The organism is Metabacillus niabensis (assembly GCF_020524345.1).
Lineage (GTDB): Bacteria > Bacillota > Bacilli > Bacillales > Bacillaceae > Metabacillus > Metabacillus niabensis_B.
In genome coordinates this window covers 22057-46568 of the sequence record NZ_JAIVLH010000023.1, presented here as the reverse complement: position 1 = coordinate 46568, position 24512 = coordinate 22057, and the positions used below count along the sequence as shown (strand labels likewise).

23 protein-coding genes and 2 riboswitches are annotated in these 24512 nt (G+C 34.7%); of the genes, 10 read left to right on the top strand and 13 right to left on the bottom strand.

Features of this window, described 5'->3' with window-relative positions:
- Positions 1-73 precede the first annotated feature (73 nt).
- Positions 74-1081, bottom strand: a complete 1008-nt coding sequence (locus LC095_RS21435; protein ID WP_226530144.1) for an acyltransferase family protein — start codon at positions 1079-1081, stop codon at positions 74-76.
- Positions 1082-1435: 354 nt separating this feature from the next.
- On the opposite strand from LC095_RS21435, the gene LC095_RS21430 reads away from it, so the two are divergent.
- Positions 1436-3625 carry a PAS domain S-box protein gene (locus LC095_RS21430; RefSeq protein ID WP_413467526.1) on the top strand — a complete coding sequence of 730 codons (2190 nt, stop codon included), beginning with the start codon at positions 1436-1438 and terminating at the stop codon, positions 3623-3625.
- A gap of 57 nt (positions 3626-3682) precedes the next feature.
- On the top strand, positions 3683-4183 hold the full coding sequence (locus tag LC095_RS21425) for a methylated-DNA--[protein]-cysteine S-methyltransferase (protein WP_226530110.1): 501 nt from the start codon (positions 3683-3685) through the stop codon (positions 4181-4183).
- A gap of 255 nt (positions 4184-4438) precedes the next feature.
- On the opposite strand, the gene mtnA is transcribed toward LC095_RS21425, so the two are convergent.
- From mtnA to LC095_RS21410, 3 genes are all read right to left on the bottom strand, one after another.
- Entirely contained in the window at positions 4439-5491 is a 1053-nt protein-coding gene (gene mtnA, locus LC095_RS21420; RefSeq protein ID WP_226530109.1) for an S-methyl-5-thioribose-1-phosphate isomerase, read from the bottom strand.
- Between the two features lie 25 nt (positions 5492-5516).
- Positions 5517-6719, bottom strand: a complete 1203-nt coding sequence (gene mtnK / locus LC095_RS21415; RefSeq protein ID WP_226530108.1) for an S-methyl-5-thioribose kinase — start codon at positions 6717-6719, stop codon at positions 5517-5519.
- Between the two features lie 99 nt (positions 6720-6818).
- Positions 6819-6963, bottom strand: a riboswitch (SAM riboswitch).
- A gap of 150 nt (positions 6964-7113) precedes the next feature.
- Positions 7114-7902 (bottom strand): carbon-nitrogen family hydrolase, encoded by a 789-nt coding sequence (locus tag LC095_RS21410; protein ID WP_226530107.1) that lies wholly within the window; start codon positions 7900-7902, stop codon positions 7114-7116.
- Between the two features lie 103 nt (positions 7903-8005).
- Here LC095_RS21410 and LC095_RS21405 point away from each other — a divergent pair, with 103 nt between their 5' ends.
- The 5 genes from LC095_RS21405 (at position 8006) to LC095_RS21385 (ending at position 12669) form a co-directional block, all read left to right on the top strand.
- Positions 8006-9181 carry a pyridoxal phosphate-dependent aminotransferase gene (locus LC095_RS21405; protein WP_226530106.1) on the top strand — a complete coding sequence of 392 codons (1176 nt, stop codon included), beginning with the start codon at positions 8006-8008 and terminating at the stop codon, positions 9179-9181.
- 60 nt (positions 9182-9241) lie between these two features.
- Positions 9242-9352: riboswitch (SAM riboswitch) on the top strand.
- Between the two features lie 212 nt (positions 9353-9564).
- Entirely contained in the window at positions 9565-10806 is a 1242-nt protein-coding gene (gene mtnW / locus LC095_RS21400) for a 2,3-diketo-5-methylthiopentyl-1-phosphate enolase (protein ID WP_226530105.1), read from the top strand.
- Entirely contained in the window at positions 10803-11465 is a 663-nt protein-coding gene (locus tag LC095_RS21395) for a 2-hydroxy-3-keto-5-methylthiopentenyl-1-phosphate phosphatase (protein ID WP_226530104.1), read from the top strand. Before mtnW ends, LC095_RS21395 begins: the two co-directional genes overlap by 4 nt.
- Positions 11462-12082 (top strand): methylthioribulose 1-phosphate dehydratase, encoded by a 621-nt coding sequence (locus tag LC095_RS21390; protein ID WP_226530103.1) that lies wholly within the window; start codon positions 11462-11464, stop codon positions 12080-12082. Before LC095_RS21395 ends, LC095_RS21390 begins: the two co-directional genes overlap by 4 nt.
- Positions 12083-12126: 44 nt before the next feature.
- On the top strand, positions 12127-12669 hold the full coding sequence (locus tag LC095_RS21385; protein ID WP_226530102.1) for a 1,2-dihydroxy-3-keto-5-methylthiopentene dioxygenase: 543 nt from the start codon (positions 12127-12129) through the stop codon (positions 12667-12669).
- A gap of 24 nt (positions 12670-12693) precedes the next feature.
- Here LC095_RS21385 and abc-f read toward each other — a convergent pair whose 3' ends face one another.
- Entirely contained in the window at positions 12694-14397 is a 1704-nt protein-coding gene (gene abc-f / locus LC095_RS21380) for a ribosomal protection-like ABC-F family protein (RefSeq protein WP_226530101.1), read from the bottom strand.
- A gap of 378 nt (positions 14398-14775) precedes the next feature.
- Between abc-f and cbpA the strand changes: the two genes are divergently transcribed.
- The gene (cbpA, locus tag LC095_RS21375) at positions 14776-15414 is read left to right on the top strand and encodes a cyclic di-AMP binding protein CbpA (protein WP_226530100.1); all 639 of its coding nucleotides are present in this window, start codon (positions 14776-14778) and stop codon (positions 15412-15414) included.
- A gap of 47 nt (positions 15415-15461) precedes the next feature.
- Here the strand turns inward: cbpA and LC095_RS21370 are convergent, their stop codons facing one another.
- Positions 15462-16238: a divergent polysaccharide deacetylase family protein gene (locus LC095_RS21370; RefSeq protein ID WP_226530099.1), complete on the bottom strand. Its 777-nt coding sequence runs from the start codon at positions 16236-16238 to the stop codon at positions 15462-15464.
- Between the two features lie 467 nt (positions 16239-16705).
- Here LC095_RS21370 and LC095_RS26950 point away from each other — a divergent pair, with 467 nt between their 5' ends.
- On the top strand, positions 16706-16954 hold the full coding sequence (locus LC095_RS26950) for an aspartyl-phosphate phosphatase Spo0E family protein (protein ID WP_264196150.1): 249 nt from the start codon (positions 16706-16708) through the stop codon (positions 16952-16954).
- A gap of 44 nt (positions 16955-16998) precedes the next feature.
- Here LC095_RS26950 and LC095_RS21360 read toward each other — a convergent pair whose 3' ends face one another.
- Positions 16999-17739 (bottom strand): ZIP family metal transporter, encoded by a 741-nt coding sequence (locus LC095_RS21360; protein ID WP_226530098.1) that lies wholly within the window; start codon positions 17737-17739, stop codon positions 16999-17001.
- 415 nt (positions 17740-18154) lie between these two features.
- Here LC095_RS21360 and LC095_RS21355 point away from each other — a divergent pair, with 415 nt between their 5' ends.
- Complete coding sequence (locus LC095_RS21355; protein WP_226530097.1) at positions 18155-18610, top strand: MarR family winged helix-turn-helix transcriptional regulator; 456 nt, start codon at positions 18155-18157, stop codon at positions 18608-18610.
- Between the two features lie 47 nt (positions 18611-18657).
- Here LC095_RS21355 and motB read toward each other — a convergent pair whose 3' ends face one another.
- The 6 genes from motB to LC095_RS21330 form a co-directional block, all read right to left on the bottom strand.
- The gene (gene motB / locus LC095_RS21350; RefSeq protein WP_226530096.1) at positions 18658-19419 is read right to left on the bottom strand and encodes a flagellar motor protein MotB; all 762 of its coding nucleotides are present in this window, start codon (positions 19417-19419) and stop codon (positions 18658-18660) included.
- Positions 19412-20212, bottom strand: a complete 801-nt coding sequence (gene motA, locus LC095_RS21345) for a flagellar motor stator protein MotA (RefSeq protein ID WP_226530095.1) — start codon at positions 20210-20212, stop codon at positions 19412-19414. The genes motB and motA overlap by 8 nt, the downstream gene beginning before the upstream one ends.
- A gap of 132 nt (positions 20213-20344) precedes the next feature.
- Positions 20345-20479, bottom strand: coding sequence for a hypothetical protein (locus LC095_RS26945; protein WP_264196149.1), 135 nt, complete (start codon positions 20477-20479; stop codon positions 20345-20347).
- Between the two features lie 133 nt (positions 20480-20612).
- Positions 20613-20879: a hypothetical protein gene (locus LC095_RS21340; RefSeq protein WP_226530094.1), complete on the bottom strand. Its 267-nt coding sequence runs from the start codon at positions 20877-20879 to the stop codon at positions 20613-20615.
- Positions 20880-21029: 150 nt separating this feature from the next.
- Complete coding sequence (locus LC095_RS21335; protein WP_226530093.1) at positions 21030-22046, bottom strand: potassium channel protein; 1017 nt, start codon at positions 22044-22046, stop codon at positions 21030-21032.
- A 157-nt stretch (positions 22047-22203) separates the two neighbouring features.
- Positions 22204-24318, bottom strand: coding sequence for an ATP-dependent Clp protease ATP-binding subunit (locus LC095_RS21330; RefSeq protein WP_226530092.1), 2115 nt, complete (start codon positions 24316-24318; stop codon positions 22204-22206).
- Positions 24319-24512 lie beyond the last annotated feature (194 nt).

Sequence of the window (24512 nt, the reverse complement as noted above, 5' to 3'; positions counted from 1 at the left end):
ACAGTATGGAAGGAATACCAGGCATTTAAACAAAAATGAGACATTATCCTTTAAAGGAAAATGTCTCATGTCATTACTTATTCAATGAAAAAGGCTTAAGATATAAATGAGATGGCTTTAACTCAATAAAAGGGCTCGCAATTTCTTTTACTGTTTTTGTTGATAATACCGTTGTTAGTAAAATTGCTAACAACGTAAGAGTAGCAATACTTTGATAATCGCCCAACCACTCAATCGTATCGCCTTTTCTCATATATTGTATGATGAACCCATGCAGAAGATATACATAGAACGTCCTAGTTCCCCACTCGGTGAAGAATGCATGTCTTGTAGGAATGAGAGCCAAAAAACTAAGAGACGTGATCAATGTTAAAGTGTAAAAGCCCATTCTAATAATTGCATTAAAAATAGATACATCACCAAACTGTGAATAAGGCTTTGAACCAAATAGCCATTCATAATCAAAGTCAATATAGAAATACGATACAAATGTTATGGTTAACAATAACACGGCAATAACTCTGATATTTGGTTTAGTAATGAACGTAAAATGCTCTTTCTTTAAATAAAAACCGATTAAAAATAATGGAAAAAACACAAATGTTCTTGATAAGCTTAAATAATTACTTACTATGTCAAAATATCCAACTGCAATTCCGAGCGCAAAAGCCCAAGTTAATGACCATTTTGGAGAAAGCTTTGTTGCTCCAAATAAGAAAACATTCCAGAAGAATAAACTGACTAGAAACCATAATGACCAGTGGGGATCTAATGGATCCAGAACACTTGCACCTTGTTTTTCAATCGCAAAATAATAGACAGAGTAAATTCCTTGGAAAATTAAATAAGGCAAAATAAGCTTTTTGGCGATTTTACTTACATAGCCCTTCTTATTAAATCCCTTGGCAAAATAACCGGATACTAAAATGAATGCTGGCATATGAAACGTATAAACAAATTTATAAATGGTCAACATAACATCACTTTCATCGATAAATGGCCTAATAATATGACCAAAAACAACTAAAAAAATTAAAAAGAATTTTGCATTATCAAAATAACTCAAACGATTAGTCATTATTTTATCATTCCCTTTGAAGTAATAAATCGTAAAATTATCTTTTTTATTCCCGAATAGAGGTGGAAATAAACGTTGTATGAACTTAAATCAAGATGAGCTTATTACATTACTTTCGATAGAAATTGATTATTTATTAGGGACGTAACAAAGCTGTCATCTATTTGTAAAACGATGACAGCTTTTATGTGGTAATTTCAACAATTCGCTTTTTCTTAAACAAAATACTTTAATATATTACACCGTTCACAGTAAAAAAGAAACATTTTCTATCATTTTGTAGATAGGTGAAGGACAATGAAAGAACTTGTAGAATAGAACTTATAGAAGAAAGTGAGTCAGGTAGGGGTGAATGAATTGAAACAAACGATGGAGGATTTCGAAATCGTTACCTTAAAAACACAATTAGCTAAACTAGAAAAAGAAAATGAGATGTTAAAATTTAAGTTACTGCAGCACGAAAATATATTGGAAGGTGCATTAGATGCGGTAGCTATTTTTGATGAAAATATGAAATTTATTGATGTAAACTCGGCTGCATGTCATATGTTTCAACTACAAAAAAAGGAATTATGTCAAAAAAGCCTTTATGATTTTCTGTCACTAATTCCGAAAAATCAATTGAGTGAAGTCATGGAAGCTATCTATCAAGATGACCCTGGCAGAAATGAATTAATCGTAAAATTAGAAAATGGACAAGTGAAGTTTTTAGAAATTTCTGTACGTAAGCAGGCAATAAATGGGTATGATCTAGCGATGATCAAAGATGTCTCATTTAAGAAAATGCTTGAACGGGAAAGAACAATTAATGAACAACTTTTTAAAGACCTATTTCACCGGGCTGTTGATGGAATTGTTATATTTGATCAAGAGGGAGCATTTATAGATGCAAATGGCTCCTTTTGTTCAAGTTTTGAAATTAACAAAAATCAGTTAAACTCATTTGTTTTAGGCGATTTTATTGATGAGCCGGATCTTTATAAATTAGATCGTTTATGGAAGATGCTGAAAGAAAATGGAAGTGCAAAAGGTGAACTTCCCGTGCTGCTTAGAAATGGCAGTAAAAAGGTGTTTGAGTTTACAACCACTTCAAATATTATAAATGGTTTTTATATGGCGATTATGCGGGATATAACTGAAAAACGATCGATGGAAATGAAGCTATACAAAAGTGAGGAGCGCTTTAGAGAGATATTTGAAAATGCCATTGATGCCATCATGATCTGGGGGAAAAATGGGCAAATTCAAAAGGTGAATCAAGCTGCAAGCAGAACATTTGAATTAAGTGAGACAGAGCTTGTACAAAGAAATATTTTAGACTTTATGGATCAGAATTCCGTAAGCTTTCAACGTGTGAAAAAAGAATATTTTCAAACAGGTGCCATAAGAGAAGAATTGCTTTTTCACATGCCGAACGGTCAAAATAAAGAACTTGAGTTCACCTCAAAAATGGACATATTAGATGGTCATCATTTAACAATCTTTAGGAATGTTAGTGAAAGAAAAAGAATGGAAAAAGTCTTAAGAGAAAGTGAGCATAAATTCAGGAATATATTTAATGCATCTATGGACGGTATCATTCTTTTTAATAATAATTATGAAATCATTGAAGCAAATCCTGCTGCAAGGAAAATTTTGAATCTATCATCAAGTGATATAAAATCGTATAAAATATGTGATATTCTTTTTTCAAAGATGGATGATCTTTATCAGGAGGAAGAATTAGATTTTTACGAGGCCAAAACACAGGAGACCATTTACACTCTTTCTAATGGTGCAGAGAAAATTTTAGAGATTTCTTTAAAACATCATATAAATGAAGATATGAATCTGGCGGTTTTTCGAGATGTAACAGAAAAGAGAGAATTAGAAGAACAATTGCGGAAGTCGGATACACTAAATGTTGTTGGAGAACTTGCAGCTGGAATAGCCCATGAGATCCGAAATCCGATGACAGCATTAAAAGGTTTTATTCAGCTCTTAGAGGGAAGTGTGAAAGATGATTTTTCTATGTATTTTAATGTCATCACATCAGAGTTGAGTAGAATTGAATCGATTATTACTGAGTTTCTTATTTTAGCTAGGCCGCAAGCAATTAAATTCTCTGAGAAAGATCTCAGTATTATCATGAAAGAAACGACTGAATTATTGAACGCTCAAGCCATTTTAGTCAATGTTCAGATGATTCTTGATATCGAAGACAATCTTCCGTTAATTTATTGTGAACCGAATCAATTAAAACAAGTTTTTATCAATGTGTTGAAAAATGCAATTGAAGTTATGCCGAATGGTGGTCAAATTGACGTGAAAATAAAACAAAAAGATGAAGATAATCTTCTAGTATCTATTACAGACAGAGGTTCAGGTATTTCAGAAGATAAAATCAAACGGTTAGGGCAGCCTTTTTATACAACGAAGGAGAGAGGCACAGGACTTGGTCTAATGGTTAGTTATAAAATTATTGAAGAGCATCAGGGACAAGTGGTCGTAGAAAGTGAAGAAGGAAAAGGCACAACTTTTCATATTATGTTACCTATTAGACAATAGAATAATAGGTTATTTTTTGGTAATTGAAAAAGCTTGAGAAAATGAGGGTTTTTATTTATGTATTATTATCAATTATATGAATCACCATTAGGAACATTAAGGCTTGTCTCACAAAAAGACAAGCTAACAAACTTGTTTTTAACAATAGAACTATTTGATTCGTTTCGAGTGGGAAAAGAGATAGTTCATGATCAGGAACAAAAATCTGATGTTCTGCGGAGCGCCATTCAACAATTACATGAGTATTTTCACGGAGATAGAAAAGAATTTGACATACCTATGGAACTAAATGGAACAGACTTTCAAAAAAAGATTTGGGCAAAATTAAGAGACATCCCTTTTGGCAAGGTATACAGCTATCAGGATATAGCAGTAGCTATTGGACAAAAAAATGCTGTGAGAGCGATTGGTCAGGCTAATAAAGCAAATAAACTTCCCATCTTTATTCCATGTCACAGAGTAATTGGTAAGAACAAAAAACTTACTGGTTATGCGGGAACAAAAATTGAGTTAAAAGCAACCCTTTTAACTCATGAAAAAATCACATTTAAAGAGTAATTCATAACTTGTCACACTTTTGACTTTGCAACATATTATTTCATTAAGAGAAAAAAGTTGCGTAAGGTAAAGAAAGGGGCAAAGTATATGTGGGTACAAAAGAAACGCTCTAAAAAGGTGTATTTTTATTCTGTTTTGTTATCGAAATTACACATATTATCAGAACAGGAAAAAAACACACTTCTGCAAAAAAAGAAGAATTAGTTACTAAAAAGAACAAAGTGATCACGGGGAGTGAAAACTTTGTTCTTTTGTTTACTTACTAAATAAAGATGAAATAACTTCCTTTAAATCACCAGATAAAATACCTTTTTCCGTAATAATCCCTGCGATTAATTCATTCGGTGTTACGTCAAATGCAGGATTAAACACTTTTACACCTTCAGGGGCTACTTGAACGCCATGAATATGTGTAATTTCTTCTGCATGACGTTCTTCGATCGGTATTTGATTTCCATCTGTAATGGCAGGATCAAATGTAGATAATGGTGCTGCAACATAAAATGGAATGTTGAAGGCACTAGCTAAAAGCGCTAAATTGAAAGTTCCAATCTTATTTGCAGTATCACCATTTGCTGCGATTCGATCAGCACCAACAATAATTGCGGTAATGTTTTTTGACTTAATGGTATGTGCTGCCATATTATCCGTAATTAATGTTACATCAACATCTGCTTGCATCAGTTCCCATGTTGTAAGACGTGCTCCTTGTAGAACTGGTCTTGTTTCACAGGCATAGACACTTAAGTTGATGTTTTTTTCTTTGGCAAGATAGAAGGGTGCAAGTGCTGTTCCATATTTAGCTGTAGCAATAGATCCGGCATTGCAGATTGTCATAATCCGGTCACCGTCTTTAAAAACAGAAAGAGCATGTTCTCCAATTGATTGGCACACTTTTTCATCTTCCGCTTCAATAGCTTTTGCTTCATTTAAGATTGTCGTCTTTGCTTCATCTATGTTTGTCACTTCTTTTATACTGTTCATTAATCGATCTAATGCCCAGAATAAGTTAACAGCTGTTGGTCTTGAACTTGCCAGATAATCACGATGTTTTTTCAGATTGTTTAGAAAGGTTTCATAAGCATGTGAAGGTTCCTGGTTAGCCGCTAACGCTAAACCGTAAGCGGCAGTTATACCAATTGCAGGAGCTCCTCTCACTTTTAATGACTGAATAGCTTCCCAAACATCTTCCACTGTTCTCAGTTCGAGATACTCAGTGACTTGAGGGATCTTTTGTTGATTTAATAAAGAAATATACTCTTCCTTCCAGATGACAGAACGAGGTATAACGAAATTTTGTGTTGTCATTTTGTATAACTCCTTTTGCAATTCTTTAGTTGACTGATACAGCAGTTTGCTTTACATATTCTTTGAATTGTTGTGGTGATGTAATTGATTTTCTGTTTTTGATTAACTCGCTTCCTAATGATAATGCAATTTGCTTTGTTGCAATTTTTCTTTCAAAGGGTTCAATTGTATCTAAGTCTGCAACATGCGCCAATCCGATTGTGCGACGAATGATTTCACAGCCGGCAAATCCGACAGCTTCTTCAAAGATTTGAGTTAAAACATGCTCCAGATAGCCATCGACTTTTGCGAAAATCTCGAGAGCATCTTTGTTCCATGCATTGGAAAATTCCGTTACAAACACATCCCATGTAGTTTCTATATGGTTATAGATGACATCTTGATGTTCGGGATTACGAGCCAAAACATTAAAGAGAAGGTTTGCAAATACTTGCCCAACATCGAAACCAATAGGTCCAAAATAGGCAAACTCAGGATCGATGACTTTAGTTTCGTTTTCATCCGCAAACATACTGCCTGTATGTAGGTCACCATGAACGAGTGCTTCGGCCTTTGTAAGGAACAGTTGTTTTAACTTTGCCGTTTCTAGTTTTAACTCTTGATCTTCCCAAATTTTTTCTACATCTTGTTGCAGTTCCTGCTCATATTCATTTGTGTCGTGATTAAAGAAAGGATCTGTAAAGACAAGATCTTCTGTAATTTTACAAAGATCAGGGTTAATAAATTGTTTAACTAATGTTTTTTTATAATGCTGGTTTAGTCCGTAATCAGATGTATAAAATAATGTTTTAGCTAAAAACTCTCCGATATGTTGCGATAAAAGTGGTAAATCGTTACCTTCAATTAAAGCTGCTCTGACGATTTGTAAATGTGAAAGATCTTCCATGATCGTAATCGCGAGGGCTTCATCTGAATAAAACACTTTAGGAACATATTGAGGAACAAATTCCGCTTGCTTTAAAAGAGCGTTTGTTTCAATTCTTGAACGATCTAAAGTTAATGGCCAACTTTCTCCAACGACTTTTGCATAGGGCAAAGCCTGTTTAATAATGATGCTCTCACCAGATTCAATGTTTTTCACTTTAAATACAAGGTTTAAATTCCCGTCACCAATTTCATTACAAGTTAATTGACTGCTCTCTTCAAAAAGCTGCAGCTTTTTTGCTAAAGCGATTGCTCCGTTTTCATTTAATGGTTCATATGCAGATGATTTTTTGTTTGCACACATTTGAATGACCTCCAAGTATTAATAGTGTTGAAGGCTTTTCTGAAAAATAAGAAAAGCCTCTTTCGAGATTGAAAGAGGCTTGAAGTCGTGGCTTCGCACCTCTCATCTTTCAGAAAGTTTCCCTTCTGATGGAATTAGCACCGTGCCCTACTGGTAGTTGCCCAGATTTATTTCATCAAAATGAAATATGGTCGGTTGCTGCGGCGTCATTGGGCCAAGTCCCTCTGCCAACTCTTGATAAGAGATTATTATAATCATAATAGATTCATTTAATTGTTTTTTGTTTTTAGGTAGTAATGTTTTTAGCAAAATATAACGCTTGATTAGCATATTATCAATGTTCATAAGATTTTGTCAACAGTAAATCTAAAGAATTGCCTAAATATTTGTGAATTTAGCGATAATAATTTGGTAGACGGTCATCAAAAATAGGGATTTGACTGCGAACTTGTTTCACCATGTCGATGTCCAATTCAGCTGAGATCAAACCTGGCTTTTCATCTGCTTCAGCTAAGATATTTCCCCACGGGTCAATAATAAGTGAATGTCCTGCAAATTCATTATCCGGGTCACTTCCTGCCCGATTGCATGCTACTACATAGCATTGATTTTCTATTGCTCTGCTGAGCAGCAACGTTTTCCAATGGTGAAGGCGTGGCATTGGCCACTCTGCTACAACGAATAATACCTCTGCTCCCTTTGTGGTATGTGCACGAATCCATTCTGGAAAACGAATATCATAACAAATGACTCCAGCACTTTTCATGCCACCAAGGTCGAATAGTCCTTTTTCCTTTCCTGCAGTAAGGTAGTGATGCTCGTTCATAAGCTTAAATAAATGAAGTTTGCTATATTCATGGATAAGCTGCCCGTTATTATCCACAATGAACATCGTATTTGTAACATGTTTGTCACTCTTTTTTGCGATGGACCCACCGATGATGTGTATGTTATATTTTTTTGCAAGCTTTTGCAAAAATGATAATGTTTTTTGACCATCTTCATCAGAGATTTCATCTAAGCGAGTTAGATCATATCCAGTTGTCCATAGCTCTGGAAGAACGACGGTTGTTGAATCTTCTTGTTGAACAGCTTGTGCAATCTTTTCTTCTACTTGTTGATAATTAAAGTCTGGATCACCGAATTTAATATCTAATTGAATACAGGTAATGATAGATTTCATTTCGTTCACACTTTCATTTATAAAATTTTTACTTTACAAGTTGTTTCTAACAATATATGATTTGTGACTAGAATTTCAAGAATTTTTTGAGTAGGTGCTAAAAATGAAAATATATAAGCAATCAGAATTAATAACTTCATTACCAAAGCAGTTTTTTGCAAGTCTTGTCGAAAAAGTAAATAATATTATGGAACAAGGATATGATGTGATTAATTTAGGGCAGGGTAACCCTGATCAGCCAACACCGGCACATATTGTAGAAGCGATGGAAAAGGCAGTACAAAATCCAAATTATCATAAGTATTCTCCGTTTCGCGGTCAGACCTTCTTAAAGGAAGCCGTCTCTCTTTTTTACAAGAGAGAGTATGGAGTGGATGTTGATCCGCAATCAGAAGTTGCCATTCTTTTTGGTGGGAAAGCTGGGTTAGTTGAGGTTCCTCAATGTCTTTTGAATCCGGGGGATGTAGTGCTTGTACCAGATCCAGGGTATCCTGATTACTGGTCAGGTGTGGAATTAGCCCGTGCAAAAATGGAAGTTATGCCTTTGCTAGAGGAGAATAAGTTTTTACCGAATTATGAAAGTTTACCAAAAGAAGTCGTAAATCAAGCAAAATTAATGTTCATTAACTATCCGAATAATCCCACTGGAGCAACAGCATCAGAGGAATTTTTCGAAGAGACTGTTCAGTTTGCAGATGAACATAATATTTGTGTTGTTCATGATTTTGCATATGGTGCGATTGGATTTGATGGGGAAAAACCGAAGAGTTTCCTGCAAACAAAGAGTGCAAAAGAGGTTGGAATTGAAATATATACATTTTCTAAAACATTCAATATGGCCGGTTGGAGGGTTGGATTTGCAGTAGGTAACCCATCAGTTATAGAGGCAATAAACTTGCTACAAGATCATATGTATGTAAGTGTATTTAGTGCAATCCAAGAAGCAGCTGCACATGCTTTATTAAGTCCACAAACATGTGTAGAAGAATTAAATGAATTATATGAGTCTAGACGAAATGCATTAATAGAAGCATGCCTTGATATCGGGTGGAAAGTAGCTGCACCAGCTGGAAGTTTCTTTGCGTGGCTGCCTGTACCGAAACAATTTGATTCTTCACAAGCATTTTCGGATTTTTTGCTTGAGAATGCCCATGTTGTTGTAGCACCAGGTATTGGATTTGGAGAGTATGGTGAAGGGTATGTGAGGGTTGGTTTACTTACATCCGAAGAAAGATTAAAAGAAGCAGTTGAAAGAATAAAGAAATTAAATATTTTCTAATCTTGACAGATTATATTTTGTTCTGTCATAATTCTATTAATTTAATATATTGAACGTTCGTTCTTATCAAGAGCAGGTGGAGGGACTGGCCCGATGAAGCCCGGCAACCGACTTAAACATTACATGTTAAGCACGGTGCTAATTCTTGCAGCATAAGCTGATAGATAAGGGAAATTGCTTTATACATTTGTACGTACAAAAAGCCCCTTTGATCTATATCAAAGGGGCTTTTTAATACTTCCGGTTAAATCCATATATGAAACGAAATATTCAAGATTTACAGAAGGAATCAAATGGCATAGATTAATAAAAGATGTTAAAATTAGTATGATTAATAGAAAGATTCAGAAAATGTCAGATGTATTGAGAAAGTAGGGTTATCAGTGAGTGAAGTTATTGCTACATACCTTGTACACGATGCAAAAGGGAATTTAAACAAAAAAGCCGAAGGCATTGCATTGGGCTTAACAGTTGGTTCTTGGACCGATCTGCCATTGCTTGAGCAAGAACAATTAAAAGCCCATAAAGGTCGTGTATTAGAAGTCAGTCAGCTTGAAAGTTGTGAAAAAACAAATCTATTTTTAGGAAAAATTGTTACAAAGGGAATCATCAAAATTGCTTATCCAAGCGTAAACTATAGCCATGATATACCAGCCATCTTAACAACCGTTTTCGGAAAATTATCTCTTGATGGGGAAGTAAAGCTCCTTGATTTAGAGTTATCTGAAGAGGTGAAGAAAGCTTTTCCAGGACCAAAATTCGGTATACCCGGGATCCGTGACATGGTAGGAGTCTATGATCGACCACTACTAATGAGTATCTTCAAGGGTGTCATTGGTAGAGATCTTGTTTACTTAAAAGATCAATTGAAGCAGCAATTATTGGGTGGAGTTGATTTAGTAAAGGATGACGAAATCCTCTTTGATAATCCTTTAACCCCTTTTGAAGATAGAATTGCAGCTGGTAGAGAAGTATTACAACAAGTATTTGACGAAACGGGACGTAAAGCATTATACGCGGTAAACTTAACAGGAAAAACATTTGAGCTTAAGGACAAGGCGAAAAGGGCTACTGAGCTCGGAGCCAGCGTATTGCTTTTTAATGTGTTTGCATATGGTTTGGATGTGATGCAGAGTTTAGTGGAAGATCCTGAAATTAATATACCGATTATGGCACATCCGGCTGTTAGTGGTGCTTCAACGGCATCAAGTTTGTATGGGTTTTCCAGCTCTTTACTATTAGGAAAACTAGCTAGAATGTCAGGTGCTGATTTCTCTTTATTTCCATCTCCGTATGGAAGTGTTGCTTTAGATCGAAATGAAGCACTAGGAATTGCGGAATACTGTTTGAAAGAAGAAGGGCTAAAGCAAGCTTTCCCGGTTCCGTCTGCAGGTATTCACCCGGGATTAGTCCCTTTATTAGTAAACGATTTTGGAATCGATTCTGTGATTAATGCCGGTGGCGGTGTACACGGACATCCCAATGGAGCAATTGGTGGAGGACAAGCATTCCGTGCAGCGATCGATGCAACCCTTTCAGGTATTTCCTTAAAACAAGCTACTGAAACAAATGAGGACCTTAAGCTTGCCATTGATCTTTGGGGTGCCAAAGAGGTGGGCAAATGAGTAACACAGTGCTTATTTGTGACTTTGATGGGACAATCACTGAGACAGACAACATTATAGCTATCATGAAAAAGTTCGCACCACCTGAATGGAATGCTCTAAAAGAAGGAGTTCTATCTCAGGAGATTTCCATTAAAGAGGGAGTCGGCAAGATGTTTCAATTACTGCCTTCTTCATCAAAGGCACAAATTGTGGACTATATTCTCAATCATGCTGAAATCCGATCAGGATTTAGAGAGTTCGTTCAATATACAGTCGACAAAAAGATTCCACTTTATATTGTCAGTGGAGGAATAGACTTTTTTGTTTATCCTCTTCTTCACGGATTAGTTCAAGAAGATCAGATCTTTTGTAATGTGGCTAATTTCTCAGACGATCATATAGTAATTGAATGGCCAAACAGTTGTGATGAATTTTGTGCAAATGAATGTGGATGCTGTAAGCCTTCACTTATCCGTCAGCTTACACAAGAAGAACAAAAGAAAATCGTCATAGGTGACTCGATAACCGATTTACAGGCTGCAAAATTGGCAGATTTGGTGATTGCTAGAGATTTGTTATTAAATAAATGTAAAGAATTAGAATTACCACATGAGTCTTTTACTACGTTTTATGATGTTGTGAATATCCTTGATCAATTAGAGGAGGTGAGTGTGTGAGTTTACTAGAACAGCGCTGGGCGGAATTAGCTGATATAAAAAGAGTACTGGCTAAGAGAGAGTGGTTCCCGGGAACAAGTGGTAACTTGGCTATAAAAGTGAATAGTGATCCAATTTCATTTCTTGTTACGGCAAGTGGAAAAGATAAAACAAAGGAAACGAGCGAAGACTTTTTGCTTGTAGATAGCACCGGTCAGCCGGTTCTTGACACTCATTTAAAGCCATCAGCTGAAACGCTATTACATGTTGAAATATTTAATAAAACCGATGCAGGTTGCAGCCTTCATGTCCATACCGTTGATAACAATGTAATTTCCGAGTTGTTCGGAGATGAAGGTAAGATCACGTTTAAAGGTCAGGAAATCATTAAAGCATATGGTTTGTGGGAAGAAGATGCAGTGTTTACAATTCCAATTATCTATAATCACGCTCATATTCCTACATTGGCAAAGGACTTTAGTGAATTTGTTAAAGGTGATGCAGGAGCAGTCCTTATACGTAATCATGGTATTACTGTATGGGGAAGGGATGCATTAGAAGCGAAGAAATTCTTAGAAGCTAGTGAATTCTTATTTTCCTATCACCTGAAATTGATGGCTTTGAAAGCTGTTCGCTAGAGAAAGAATGTCATATTACAATTTGAAAACTGGAGGAAAAAATAATGGCAGTTATTAAAGTAAGAAACACAAAAGAAGTAATAGAAGGTCAAGAGCAGGTTTCTTCATTTTTAGAAAAACAAGGTGTTTTATATGAGCACTGGGATATGAGCAAACTTCCGTCACATTTAGTTGAAAAATTCGTTCTAAATGATGAAGAAAAATCAGAAATATTAACAACTTATAAAGCGGAAATTGAAGATTTAGCTGAAAGAAGAGGATACAAGACTTGGGATATCGTGGCATTATCAGATGCAACACCAAACCTTGAAGAGTTGCTAAAGAAGTTTGAAAATGTTCATACACATACTGAGGATGAGGTTCGGGCCATTACTGCTGGACATGGGATTTTCATTATCAAAGGTGACGAGCAAACAGGATATTTTGATGTAGAATTGGAAGCGGGAGATGTTATATCTGTACCAGAGGGAAATCCTCATTTCTTTACATTAATGGAAGATCGTCAAGTTGTGGCTGTTCGTTTATTTATCGAAACTGAGGGATGGGTGGCACATCCTTTTAAGGAAGAACAAGAATTAACTAAATAAGAAACAAAAAAAGCGGAGAAATTTTTACTTCTCCGCTTTTTTTAATAAGCAATGTTTTTTCTTTGTTAATTTTAGAAATTCCTGATCTAATATAGTATATTTTTCAGCATCCGGAGTTAATAAACTAAGCTCACCAAGTACAGCAGAAATTTCTGTATTCACTCTTAATAATTCTTCTTCTATTTCTTTTTGGCTAGAAGAAATAAATTTTTGAGGTGTATTTCGTTTCTTTTCATACTCTTCAATCGACATTTCTACACGTTTAATTTTTTGGTCTTCGAAAACTAATAGTTTATCACAAACATGTTGTAAAAAATAGATATCATGAGAAACGATAAGAATGGTACCGGAAAAATCTTTTAATGTTTTTTCTAATTGATTGCGGCTTGCTAAATCTAAATGATTTGTCGGTTCATCCAGGATTAAGAGGTCGTATTCATTAACGAGCATGTTTGTTAATTTAATTCTTGTCCGCTCTCCCAGACTTAAAGTTCCAACCCGTTGACTCAGTTTTTCTGCGTCCATTCCCATATTTGCCAGAGTTGTTCTGGCTTTAAGCAATTGTGTCCGGTCAGAGATCTGTAATGCTTCTAAACCTGTTTGTGAGATATCCATATCTGCAACATCTTGACTTAAACTTGCGATGTTAAGTGAGGAGCTAATATTTAAATAACCTGATGTGATTGTTTCTTTTCCACTTAACATATTTAGTAATGTTGTTTTCCCTGAACCATTTGGTCCATATATACCGATTTTTTCTCCATGCTTAATATAAAAATGACTTTGCTGAAACAGCAATCTTGTTTGAAACTTTTTCATTAGGTCTTTTGCCTCAATGATACGGTTGCCTCTTTTTTCATTTGCCTTAAATTGAAATGCAATGTTTTTCTCTTCAGAAGGTTTTTCAACCTTGTTTTTTTCTAATTCACTTTTTAGTCTTTTCATTTTTGACTTCATTGCACGATCTATTTTCTTTGCTTTTACACCATGGAATTCTTTCATTCCTTCTTGATCACGCATTGTTCTGTGAGCTTTTCCTGCCCAATGCTGTAATTGCTCCATTTGAGCTTCAACTTTTGCGATATCCTTTTGCTGGCTATGATAGTGGTGTAATTGAACTTCTCTGCGTTTCTTTTTCTCATTAAAGTAAGAAGTGTAGTTTCCTTCATAAGATGTAAGATGTCCGTTCTCCAGATCAAAAATTTGACCAACAGTTTGATCTAAAAAGTACCGATCATGAGAAATGACAACGATAGCTCCTTTGAAGGTTTTAAGTTGTTCAATTAACCAATTAATTCCTTGAAAATCCAGATGGTTCGTAGGTTCGTCAAGTAAAAGGATATGTGGATGACTCGACCAAACTTCAGCTAAAGCAATTTTAAGTTTTTCACCTCCACTTAAATGTGAGAGGCGATTATGATCCCACGATTGGTATTTTGAAAGTCCTAATTCACTTGTCTTTTCAAGAAATTCACTAGAAGGATGTGGGATTTCTGCTGGTTGAAAATCAACGGATTGCTTTAAATAACCAACTTTAAGTGAAGGGGCTTTTACAATTGTGCCGCTATCAGGGTCTATTCTCCCATAAATCAAGTTGGCAAGTGTTGATTTTCCTGCACCATTTATACCAACTAACCCAATTCGATCTTGGTCTTTTATTTCAAAGGAAACATCGTTTAAAATCTGTTGATCACCAAAATGTTTGTGAATATTTCGTACTATAAGCATAAAAAAACCTCCCTAGCCCTAGAGAGATCATTCTTTAAAAAATACATATGCATATGAAAAAAGGCTTCTGATATGGAAGAATATATCAAAAAGTTTCATAAGGGATGTATTATGTTGAAGAATGCAGACTAATCCAATTTCTCTAGGTAATATTAAGATTCAATAAATAAATGAATAATAATAGCCTGAAAAAAAAGATTAGAACTTCATTGTCTCAACATTCACCCTTTCCATCTTTATTACTATTATTATATGTAACAGGGAAAGAAAATGCAACAACATATCATAGACATGGAAGGCGGATATTTTCAAATGCCCTTTACTATTAATTAGGGCTATGATAAATTTTTATCAATTACACTTCAAGGGGGCTGTGTTATGAAAGTTCGTTATCATTATGTGAACAAAGCTGAAGTTAAATATTGTGAAAGTCAATGGACTGTCAAGGAAGCATATGAATATTTAAAGGAAACAGGGTATAGGTCAATACCCGTTTTAAAGGATGATGGGAAAACTTTTGTTGGTTTCATCTATAAAGTTCACTTATTGGAGCATTTTGTTGAACATAATGGAAAGGAAACAGATCAAATTGAGCCATTCATTAAAAATCAAGATGCGTACATATCTGAAGACGATTCTTTCTTTAAAACATTTTTATCCATTCGCCGGTTACCTTTCCTAGCTGTAATCAATGCACAAAATGAATTTTCCGGTATAATAACTCATTCAAATATTATGGATGTATTAGAAGATTCTTTCGGAATGAAAACCGGGGGAGTTCTTTTAACAGTAGGTACGAAGGAACATAAAGGTGCAATAAAGGATTTAGTAACAGCTGTAAAAGATATTAATATCGAAGGTTTGTTAACATTAGATAATGGTGATGAATATATTAGAAGGATCATTTTAAATTTATCTGGAGATTTATCTGATCAAAAACTTCAAAAAGTCGTGAAGAAATTAGAGGACAAAGACTTTCGTGTAACTGCAATTGACCGTATTGCCAAAACAAATTAATGACCATGGGGATTGTTCGAATATAGAACAGCCCCTATGGTTTTCTATTATTGAAAGTTTGTCACGTCCTCTGGATGAAGAAATAACTCTGATAGTGTAACAGCTTTTGCTTTCTCTTTGACCTTTGGTACATATTGTCTTAGGACTGCTGCAGTTTTATCTCCGGCAATTCCAACATGACCGATTGCTATAATTTCAGTATCATCCTCAATCCTGTTTAATAATAAATTTGCTTGTCTAACAATATGACTTGTTGTATATTGTTCATCAAAAAATAATTCATTTTCAAGGTAAGGGACACCTAACTCACTTGCCAATTCTTCTACAACACTTTTTCCAGTTGTTTTACTATCTAAGTAATATAAACCTTTCTCCTGACATATCTCCAATATGATTCTCATAATGCGTGAATCAGCTGTAATTTTTGACCCCATATGATTATTCATTCCAACAGCATGGGGAACATCTTCGATAGCTTTTATCACTCTATCTCGTACTTCCTCATCTGATAAATCACTTGTGATTGCACCTGGCCCTAGCCAGCTTTTTTTTCCATGTAATGGTTCCATTGGAAGGTGAAGAATTACTTCATGACCTTTTCGATGTGCAAGCTCTGCATCTTTTTTGGTGGTTGACAAAAAAGGCATCACTGCTACTGTAAGAGGAATAGGTAAAGAAAGGATTTCCTTCGTTCCTTTCATGTCATTTCCAAAATCATCAATAACAATGGCGACATGTTTTGGACCTGTAGGTTGAGAAGATTCAGAAAGCATAGGACTTGCAATATTCAAAAAAAGAAAACCAAAGATCATTAAAATTCTCATTATTGATACTCCTTTTGTTTAAATTTCATCTTTCGGTTACCCTTATAAAAACTTTTCAATGTTTTCACAGATATTGTTGCTTTGAAAATATAGTAACTCTTTAGTGGATCGCGATGAAACGAACGTAATTTCATTAAATCAAACAACAAGTATGCGGAAAAACAGCCTAACTTTTTTATAGTCTATCCAATCAAGAAAAATCGATGTGTATATAAGATTAAAATCAATATTAATGGGAAGTTTAAAGAATACAGAATGTGGGAATAAAGAAAATATTAGTCAGTAAAAATGAAGATGTTTACAAAATTGACATATTTAATTATGCGAAAATTGTCTAAATATGCTTTAGTCTTTACAGATTTGAGAAATTCTGTAATAATTTTTGTCATAATAAAATGGATTTTGATAATGCATAACTATTTGAAGTCCTAGATTCTCGTATAAATGAATAACTAGGAGGCTATGTAATGAATACTGAACGCATGAAGAAGAGTTTACTTGAATTAATAAACAATAAAAGAGAAGAAATGATTGAAACAGCAAATAGAGAAGGTTATACAAGTGTATTAGCGATTCAATGCAGTCAAGATTTGGACAAGTTATTAAATGAATATCAACGGTTATTATTAAATGAAAAAAAACCGAAAAGAGGAACTTTTCAGCATTTTGTTCCAAATATGAAATTGTTTTCGTTTCAAGATACTTTTTCATATTAAAAAAATACAGTGCACATCACTGTATTTTTTCTTTGATTCAATTATTAAAAGCTATTGATTAAGATGACCATACAGAGGATCCCTGTAATAAAGGAATAGGTGGCAAACTGTTCGTTTCCGTCACCATGGGATTCGGGTATAAGTTCTTTGTAAATAATAAATAGCATAGCTCCAGCTGCAAATGCTAATCCATATGGAACAAGAAAGCTTACATAGTTAGTTAAATAAAATCCTAATAATGACGCAACAATCTCTACTGCACCAGTGGCGGTTGCAATTAAAAATGCTTTCCCTCTTTTAATGCTTTGATTAATTAAAAACAGTGCCACTAAAAATCCCTCAGGAGCATTTTGTAACCCGATTGCAAACGCAATGAGATTTCCGGTTTCATTGGCACTGCTGCCTGATGAAGCATAACTAACCCCAACCGAAAGTCCCTCTGGTATATTATGCAATGTTATAGCAGCAATAATAAGGAGTGCTTTTTCATCAAATTTTATCCCTCTTTTGGTATGTTCTAAATCAATATGGGGAATGGCTCTTTCAAGTGAGGTAAGAACTAATACACCTAAAAACAGCCCAATTGAGACTTCTATTATGCCTCCATATTTCAACGATTCAGGTATTAATCCTAACATTGCAGCAGTCATCATGATTCCAGCTGTAAAAGCTAATAAAATGTCTCTCCAGCGATGTGTAATGGTTTTTTGTAAAAAAAGGATTGGAATAGCACCTAATCCTGTTGATAGGGCTGATAAAATACTACCTAATAATACTTCAGACATTTGAGTTTTCTCCTTTTAATATGGATACCCTTTGTTCATTAATTGTCATTTAGAACTATTATAGCCGAATCTCTTACTACGAGGAAACAAATTCCTTTTAAAATTATACTACTTATGTTGTTACTCTTTTGATTGGAACAAAGAATTCATAAATGGTGTGACATTCTGTAATACTGGAGTAAACACGACTCTATGTAAGTATATGTTAAAGTGGGCTCAGTGTTCCTTCTGTATATGATAAGGGGAGCTTTGAAGTGTTGATACAATTGAAAAACTTGTGTAAGATATTTTTAAACGAGGAACCAATGCCAAGCAGAGGAGCTATGTAGTTCTGTTTGACATTCTGATTAACATAGTCTATTATTATGCTTAATCAATATTTTGAATTCAAGATAATTTTAAAGGGTTGAGAAAAATGGCTAATACAAAGAATATTGAAGAATCATTAAAATTTTTTATCGTTCTTTCACGTGCACATCGAGCTTTTAATGATGTCGTGAATAAACATATATCCACATTTAATTTAAATCCAACTGAATTTGCTGTACTTGAGTTGCTTTATCATAAGGGACCACAACCTTTGCAGCAAATTGGCGGGAAAATTCTGCTTGCAAGTGGAAGCATCACATATGTAGTTGATAAATTAGAGCAAAAAGGTTTACTGGAAAGACGAGCTTGTCCAAATGACCGCCGTGTTACACATGCCCAAATTACTGAAAAAGGACAGCAATTAATCGAAGAGATTTTCCCAACTCATCAAGAGAAAATAGATGAAATAGTCAGCGTCTTAACAGACGAAGAGAAAAATCTTGTTACAGAGCTACTTAAAAAGGTCGGTTTTCATGCTAATGATATCATGAAAAGTGAGTAATTATCTTAAAAAGGATCATCCTGATTTATAGGATGATCCTTTTTAGTTTACTCTTTCTGTTCATAAGGTAATACTAGAACTTCAACTCTTCGGTTTTTCTGTCTGCCTTCTTTCGTATCGTTGCTGGCAACCGGTTTGTATTCACCAAACCCTTTAGCGCTAAATGCTTTAGCATCCAGCTTATCATTTTCAATTAGTATCTTCATAAAATTAACGGCGCGCATTACACTTAAATGCCAGTTAGAATCAAAATCCGAGTTATTAATAGGAACATTATCTGTATGTCCACTCACAATAATATTCCGGGGTGGATTCATAACAAGTAGTTCGGATATTCCTTTTGCCAGCTGGACATCTTTTGATCGTATATCCGCACTTCCTGAATCAAAAAAAATGTCATTTAATATTGTAATCATTAATCCTTCGTCAGTTAAAGTTGTTTGTAATTTCGTTTCAAGATTATTATCTTTTATATACGTATTTATTTTTTTTTGTATTTTTTGTAAGTTTTGTTGTTCCATACGTTTTTGTGCTTCTTCTATATTTTCTTCAGATTGCTCTTTTTCTACATTTAGTTGCTCCATTTGTGCCTCAGGTGTTGGACTCGGATATTCCAATACACCAGTACCGCCGGTAAAAGCGGCATTTAAAGATCTAGCGATTTGTTGGAACTTTTGTGCATCAACTGAACTCATGGCAAATAACACAATGAAAAGTGCAAGAAGTAAAGTTAATAAGTCGGCATAGGGGACTAACCAAGACTCATCTACATGTTCATCATGGTGTTTATGTTTTTTCTTTTTAGCCATCTATGCTCTCTCCTCCGGCGATAGCAGCATTTAGTTTATTTCTTTCTGCAACAGGTAAATATGTGGATAATTTTTGTTCAATTGCTTTAGGTGCTTGTCCTTCTAATACAGAAAGAACACCTTCAATGATTACCTCTTTTACTTTTGCTTCTTGTCTTGATTTGCGTTTTAATTTGTTTGCAAATGGATGCCATAGAACATATCCTGTAAAAATTCCTAATAGAGTTGCAACAAAAGCGGCACTGATAGCATGTCCTAGTGCGTCAGTATTGCTCATATCAGAAAGTGCCGCAATCAATCCAACTACGGCGCCAAGTACGCCAAGGGTTGGAGCGTAAGTCCCCGCTTGAGTAAAAATGGAAGCATTGGTTTGATGTCGATCTTCCATTGCTTCTATTTCTTCTGTCATCACATCGCGAATAAATTCAGCATTTTGACCATCAACTGCCATTAATAAACCACTTTTTAGAAATGGGTCATCAACTTCTGTAATTTTGGCTTCAAGTGCAAGTAAACCTTCTTTACGGGCAACTTGAGCCCACTCAGAAAATAATGGTATTAATTCTTGAATAGTAAATGTTTTTTGTTCTTTGAAAATAACTCCAAATAATTTAGGCACCTTTTTAATTTCACTTGTAGGAAATGCGATAACAACCGCTGCAGCTGTACCTAATATAATAATTAATAATGCAGCCGGATTAATTAGTACTACGGGACTAACACCTTTCATAAACATACCGACTCCAACTGCAATCGCTGCTAAAACCAAACCTAGTAATGACGTTTTATCCATTGTAAATCACCAAATTCCTCTTATTTTTCTTATGTATTATATCGGAGGAAAAAGGAAAAACTTTAGAGTTTCTTCAAAAAGTTGTGAAAAGAATATGACAAAGGGAAGTCCTTTATCATATTTTGCATATATTTATTTTTTTTGGGTTGATGTTTCTAACACTCCCTCATCTTCATATAGGTGGTCATTCAGTTTATTTTGTTCTACTTGAAGTTCGTAAAGAAAAAAATCGTATAACACCTTATGGGTAAATTCATTAAAAAACATCATTTTTCATCTCCTATCAATGAATTTGTTAAGTTCATCATAGAAGAGAAATGAAAAAATGACGTCGGGAGATTGAAGGAAATAATGATCATCAAAGAGATGGAGATTATTCAGACTATTGACTGAAGAGGCACTAACTTAACATAAGTGAAAAACCATAGTAATAGAATGGGAGGAATGTAATGACCAGGTTGCTGTAGAAAAATAAACGGGAGTAGTAACTGGATTTTTTTTCATATGCGATAGATGCTAAAAGTGCACCAAATAAACTTGTACCACAAAATAATGCAATCCCAAATCCATCACCTAATCTTGCTTGGAAAAAGATAAAGCCAATGGCAGAGCCATTAAAGAAGAGGAAAAAAAAAGAAATGAACAAAAATAAAGTTGAAATTTTCATCATGGACAACACCTCATTGCATGTATATGAACAATGAAGAAAGGCGATGACAAGATATGCGAAAATATGGGAAAAAGAATGGATAAAGTGATAAAAACAAGTGAGAATATAGAAAAGCTCTTACTAAGATCCTCACTTGTTTCCTGAATTTTAAACTATATCCAAATAATTATTATCATTACAAATAATAAATAAATTCGCATCTTCAGGGATTGTTTCTTGTAATCGGTTAATGATTGAAAAGTCATTTCCATTAGAAATAAGAAGTGCACCTTTTTTAGAAAGTGCCTTCCTTGCATCTTCATACGTTTTCCATTCGGGTTTTTTAGGAACGGAGTATAAGTCATAGCCTTCATTACTCGTAAGCTGTCGAATAACTTCACTTGATCCATTAAAAAGGATTGATCGTGCAGCAAGATGTGCAGCTGTGTCGTTAGCCGTTATATATTCATTAACATTTACATGTGCAAATGCCTTAATATGTGCAGAATTTGTTACTTCACAAAGAGTATAAATAGATTTATTTTTCTCCTTTTCAATTCCTTTAACCATCGAACCAATCAATAATGTGTGACCATCAGCTTGAGATGCAGTTTGTAAATCATCTGGTGAAAAGATCATAACTGATTTGGAGTGAAGAATGTTAGCTTGTTCAAGGGTAGAAGTATTCGCAGGATTGCCTTTTACAAATTCTACTCTGTCGTGCTGAATCGGTATTTTAGGCAAATGCTCATCAATGATAACGACCTGGATATGTTCAAATGCTTTTAAGAGTTCATCAAGTGTAATAGCGGCCTTTTTTGTCCAATTGATTAATAGAATGTGATTTTTTGTTGAAATAGTCAATTTTCCTTCCTCCTTTAATCGCTTTCGAATGCTAAAAAAGTCAATCACTTTTCCAATAAAAATACTCATAAGTCCAATTCCTATAATGTATAAAAACATAGCAAATATTTTCCCGCTAACTGTCGTAGGTGAAACATCTCCATATCCCACAGTAGCTACGGTTGTCATTGTCCACCAAAGGCCTTCAAAAGGATTAGCAAACGTTTCAGGTTCAATAAAATAAATAATATAACTACTTGATAATATAAGGGTTAATGTGGCCAAAATTAGTATCCAACCGTTTAATTGGATGGCCTTTAAAAAAAATCGTATCAAAATCATGTTTTATCCCTCCCGGTGTTGAAGTGTCTAAATAATACAACATTATGAAAATATTAACATAAAATAGATCGCTTTTTTAGTTGATAAAGAAGAAGTTTCTAAGTAGTAACAATACAAAAAAGGATTGCCGCGTTTAGACAATCCTTCAGTAAACAAATTATTTAATAACAATGTTATCTTTTTCTACATCAACGATAATTTGATTGAATTTTTGTTGTTCCAATAAAAGGTCTGTAATTTTATCTTCTACATGCTCTTGAATTACCCTACGTAGTGGACGGGCTCCAAATGCCGGATGATAACCAAGTCCAGCTAGCTTTTCTTTTGCTTTATCAGAAACGGTCATGGTAATACCTTGTTCTACTAAAGTCACAGCCAAATCATCAAGCATGATCGTAACAATTTTTAAGAGATCTTCTTCTCCCAGTGAAGAAAATTCAATAATGTTATCAAATCGATTGAGAAATTCCGGCTTAAAGAATGAACCTAATGATTCCAATAGTTTGCTTTCTTCAACAGCAGTATTCGATGAAGTTTCAAAGCCAACTGTCACACGTTTTTCGGCAACACCTGCGTTGCTTGTCATAATAATAACTGTATCTTTGAAGCTTACAGTCCGTCCCTGACTATCTGTTAGACGGCCATCCTCTAATATTTGAAGGAACATATGCTGAACATCAGGATGAGCTTTTTCTATTTCATCTAACAAGATAATACTATATGGGTTGCGACGAACCTTTTCTGTTAATTGTCCTGCTTCATCATGACCAACATAACCTGGAGGTGAACCAATAATTTTGGAGACTGCATGTTTCTCCATATATTCGCTCATATCCAAGCGAATCATTGCATCTTCTGATCCGAACAATTCTTTTGCCAATGATTTTGTGAGCTCAGTTTTACCAACGCCTGTAGGACCAACAAAAAGGAAGGAGCCGATTGGTCTGGTTTTTGATTTAAGACCAGCTCTGCTTCGTCTAATAGCTTTTGCCACCTTTTTAACAGCATCTTCTTGACCTATCACTTTATTGGAAAGGTTCTGTTCTAAAAACTTCATTTGTGTTTGTTCATGTTGTTGAAGTTGGCCTATAGGAATACCTGTTTTCTTTTCGATTATTGCCTGGATATCTTCAATAGTAACCGTAAGCTTATCGGTTTTTTCTTCAATATGATTTAATTGTTCTGTTAATTTATTTTCTTCATCGCGTAATTTTGCTGCTACTTCATAGTTTTCAGTATTTGTTGCTTCCTGTTTTTCTTTTTTAAGTTGAAATAATCGTTTTTCAATTTCAGCAACTGAAGGAGTGACTTGCATTAAGTTCTTTTTTGAGCCAGCCTCATCAAGTAAATCAATGGCTTTATCTGGTAAATATCTATCCTGAATATAGCGGTGTGAGAGATTTACGCAGGCTTGGATTGCTTCTTCCGAATATTTGACTTGATGAAAGTCTTCATATTTATCCTGAATACCTTTAAGGATCTCGATCGCTTTTTCAAGAGATGGTTCATGAATAATAACAGGTTGAAAACGTCTTTCTAATGCTGCATCTTTTTCAATTTGACGATATTCCTTTAAGGTAGTAGCTCCAACTAATTGTAATTCACCTCTTGCTAAAGCGGGTTTTAAAATGTTTCCCGCATCCATAGATCCTTCTGCAGATCCGGCACCGACTACTTGATGAATTTCATCAATAAATAGAATGATATTTTTACGATTTTGTAAATCGTCAATTAACTTTTTCATTCTTTCTTCAAATTGCCCTCTTATACCAGTGCTTGCGACAAGTGATGCAACGTCTAATAAATAGACCTCTTTGTTAGCGAGCTTTGCAGGTACAGTTCCATTAGCAATATTTAAGGCAAGTCCTTCCGCGACAGCTGTTTTTCCGACACCTGGCTCACCAATTAGTACAGGATTGTTTTTATTTCGTCGATTTAAAATCTCGATCACTCTGTCTACTTCTTCATCACGCCCAATGACAGGGTCAATGAGACCTGCACGAGCAGCAGAAGTTAAGTTCCGGCCTAATTGATCAAGGATGCCGCCGCCACCTTGCTTGTTTTGTGGTTGCTCCATTTCAGTTGGATTGGGCTGAAACCCATTGAAAAATTGCTCAAAAGGAATAGAAGAAAATCCTCCAGAACCAGTAGGAATCTCTTGTTTATATGATGCATAGCATTCATGACATAACGTTAGTTGTTTTTGTTGTTTATTGATTTGAATATTTAAATGAATAGTAGCATTGTTTGTTTTGCATTTTTCACATTGCATTTTAAAAACTCCTTTTTCAAAAAGTTTTGATGATGGAAGTTTTGATCAACTTTGACCAATAGGATAAAAACAATCAATTGTTTGCCCTTATTTGACTATAGTATACTTTGACCAAATTTGACATTCAACTATTTTGATTCAAGAAATTTTTTCCAAATAGTACTTAAAAGGAAATAGAATCTTCCTGCTTTTCT

Bases quoted from the DNA above. Each gene is read 5' to 3' on its own strand.
- LC095_RS21425 (WP_226530110.1), top strand. From the start codon at position 3,683: ATGTATTATTATCAATTATATGAATCACCATTAGGAACATTAAGGCTT.
- mtnA (WP_226530109.1), bottom strand. From the start codon at position 5,491: ATGACAACACAAAATTTCGTTATACCTCGTTCTGTCATCTGGAAGGAA.
- mtnK (WP_226530108.1), bottom strand. From the start codon at position 6,719: ATGTGTGCAAACAAAAAATCATCTGCATATGAACCATTAAATGAAAAC.
- LC095_RS21410 (WP_226530107.1), bottom strand. From the start codon at position 7,902: ATGAAATCTATCATTACCTGTATTCAATTAGATATTAAATTCGGTGAT.
- LC095_RS21405 (WP_226530106.1), top strand. From the start codon at position 8,006: ATGAAAATATATAAGCAATCAGAATTAATAACTTCATTACCAAAGCAG.
- LC095_RS21395 (WP_226530104.1), top strand. From the start codon at position 10,803: ATGAGTAACACAGTGCTTATTTGTGACTTTGATGGGACAATCACTGAG.
- LC095_RS21385 (WP_226530102.1), top strand. From the start codon at position 12,127: ATGGCAGTTATTAAAGTAAGAAACACAAAAGAAGTAATAGAAGGTCAA.
- abc-f (WP_226530101.1), bottom strand. From the start codon at position 14,397: ATGCTTATAGTACGAAATATTCACAAACATTTTGGTGATCAACAGATT.
- cbpA (WP_226530100.1), top strand. From the start codon at position 14,776: ATGAAAGTTCGTTATCATTATGTGAACAAAGCTGAAGTTAAATATTGT.
- LC095_RS21370 (WP_226530099.1), bottom strand. From the start codon at position 16,238: ATGAGAATTTTAATGATCTTTGGTTTTCTTTTTTTGAATATTGCAAGT.
- LC095_RS26950 (WP_264196150.1), top strand. From the start codon at position 16,706: ATGAATACTGAACGCATGAAGAAGAGTTTACTTGAATTAATAAACAAT.
- LC095_RS21360 (WP_226530098.1), bottom strand. From the start codon at position 17,739: ATGTCTGAAGTATTATTAGGTAGTATTTTATCAGCCCTATCAACAGGA.
- LC095_RS21355 (WP_226530097.1), top strand. From the start codon at position 18,155: ATGGCTAATACAAAGAATATTGAAGAATCATTAAAATTTTTTATCGTT.
- motB (WP_226530096.1), bottom strand. From the start codon at position 19,419: ATGGCTAAAAAGAAAAAACATAAACACCATGATGAACATGTAGATGAG.
- motA (WP_226530095.1), bottom strand. From the start codon at position 20,212: ATGGATAAAACGTCATTACTAGGTTTGGTTTTAGCAGCGATTGCAGTT.
- LC095_RS26945 (WP_264196149.1), bottom strand. From the start codon at position 20,479: ATGTTTTTTAATGAATTTACCCATAAGGTGTTATACGATTTTTTTCTT.
- LC095_RS21340 (WP_226530094.1), bottom strand. From the start codon at position 20,879: ATGAAAATTTCAACTTTATTTTTGTTCATTTCTTTTTTTTTCCTCTTC.
- LC095_RS21335 (WP_226530093.1), bottom strand. From the start codon at position 22,046: ATGATTTTGATACGATTTTTTTTAAAGGCCATCCAATTAAACGGTTGG.
- LC095_RS21330 (WP_226530092.1), bottom strand. From the start codon at position 24,318: ATGCAATGTGAAAAATGCAAAACAAACAATGCTACTATTCATTTAAAT.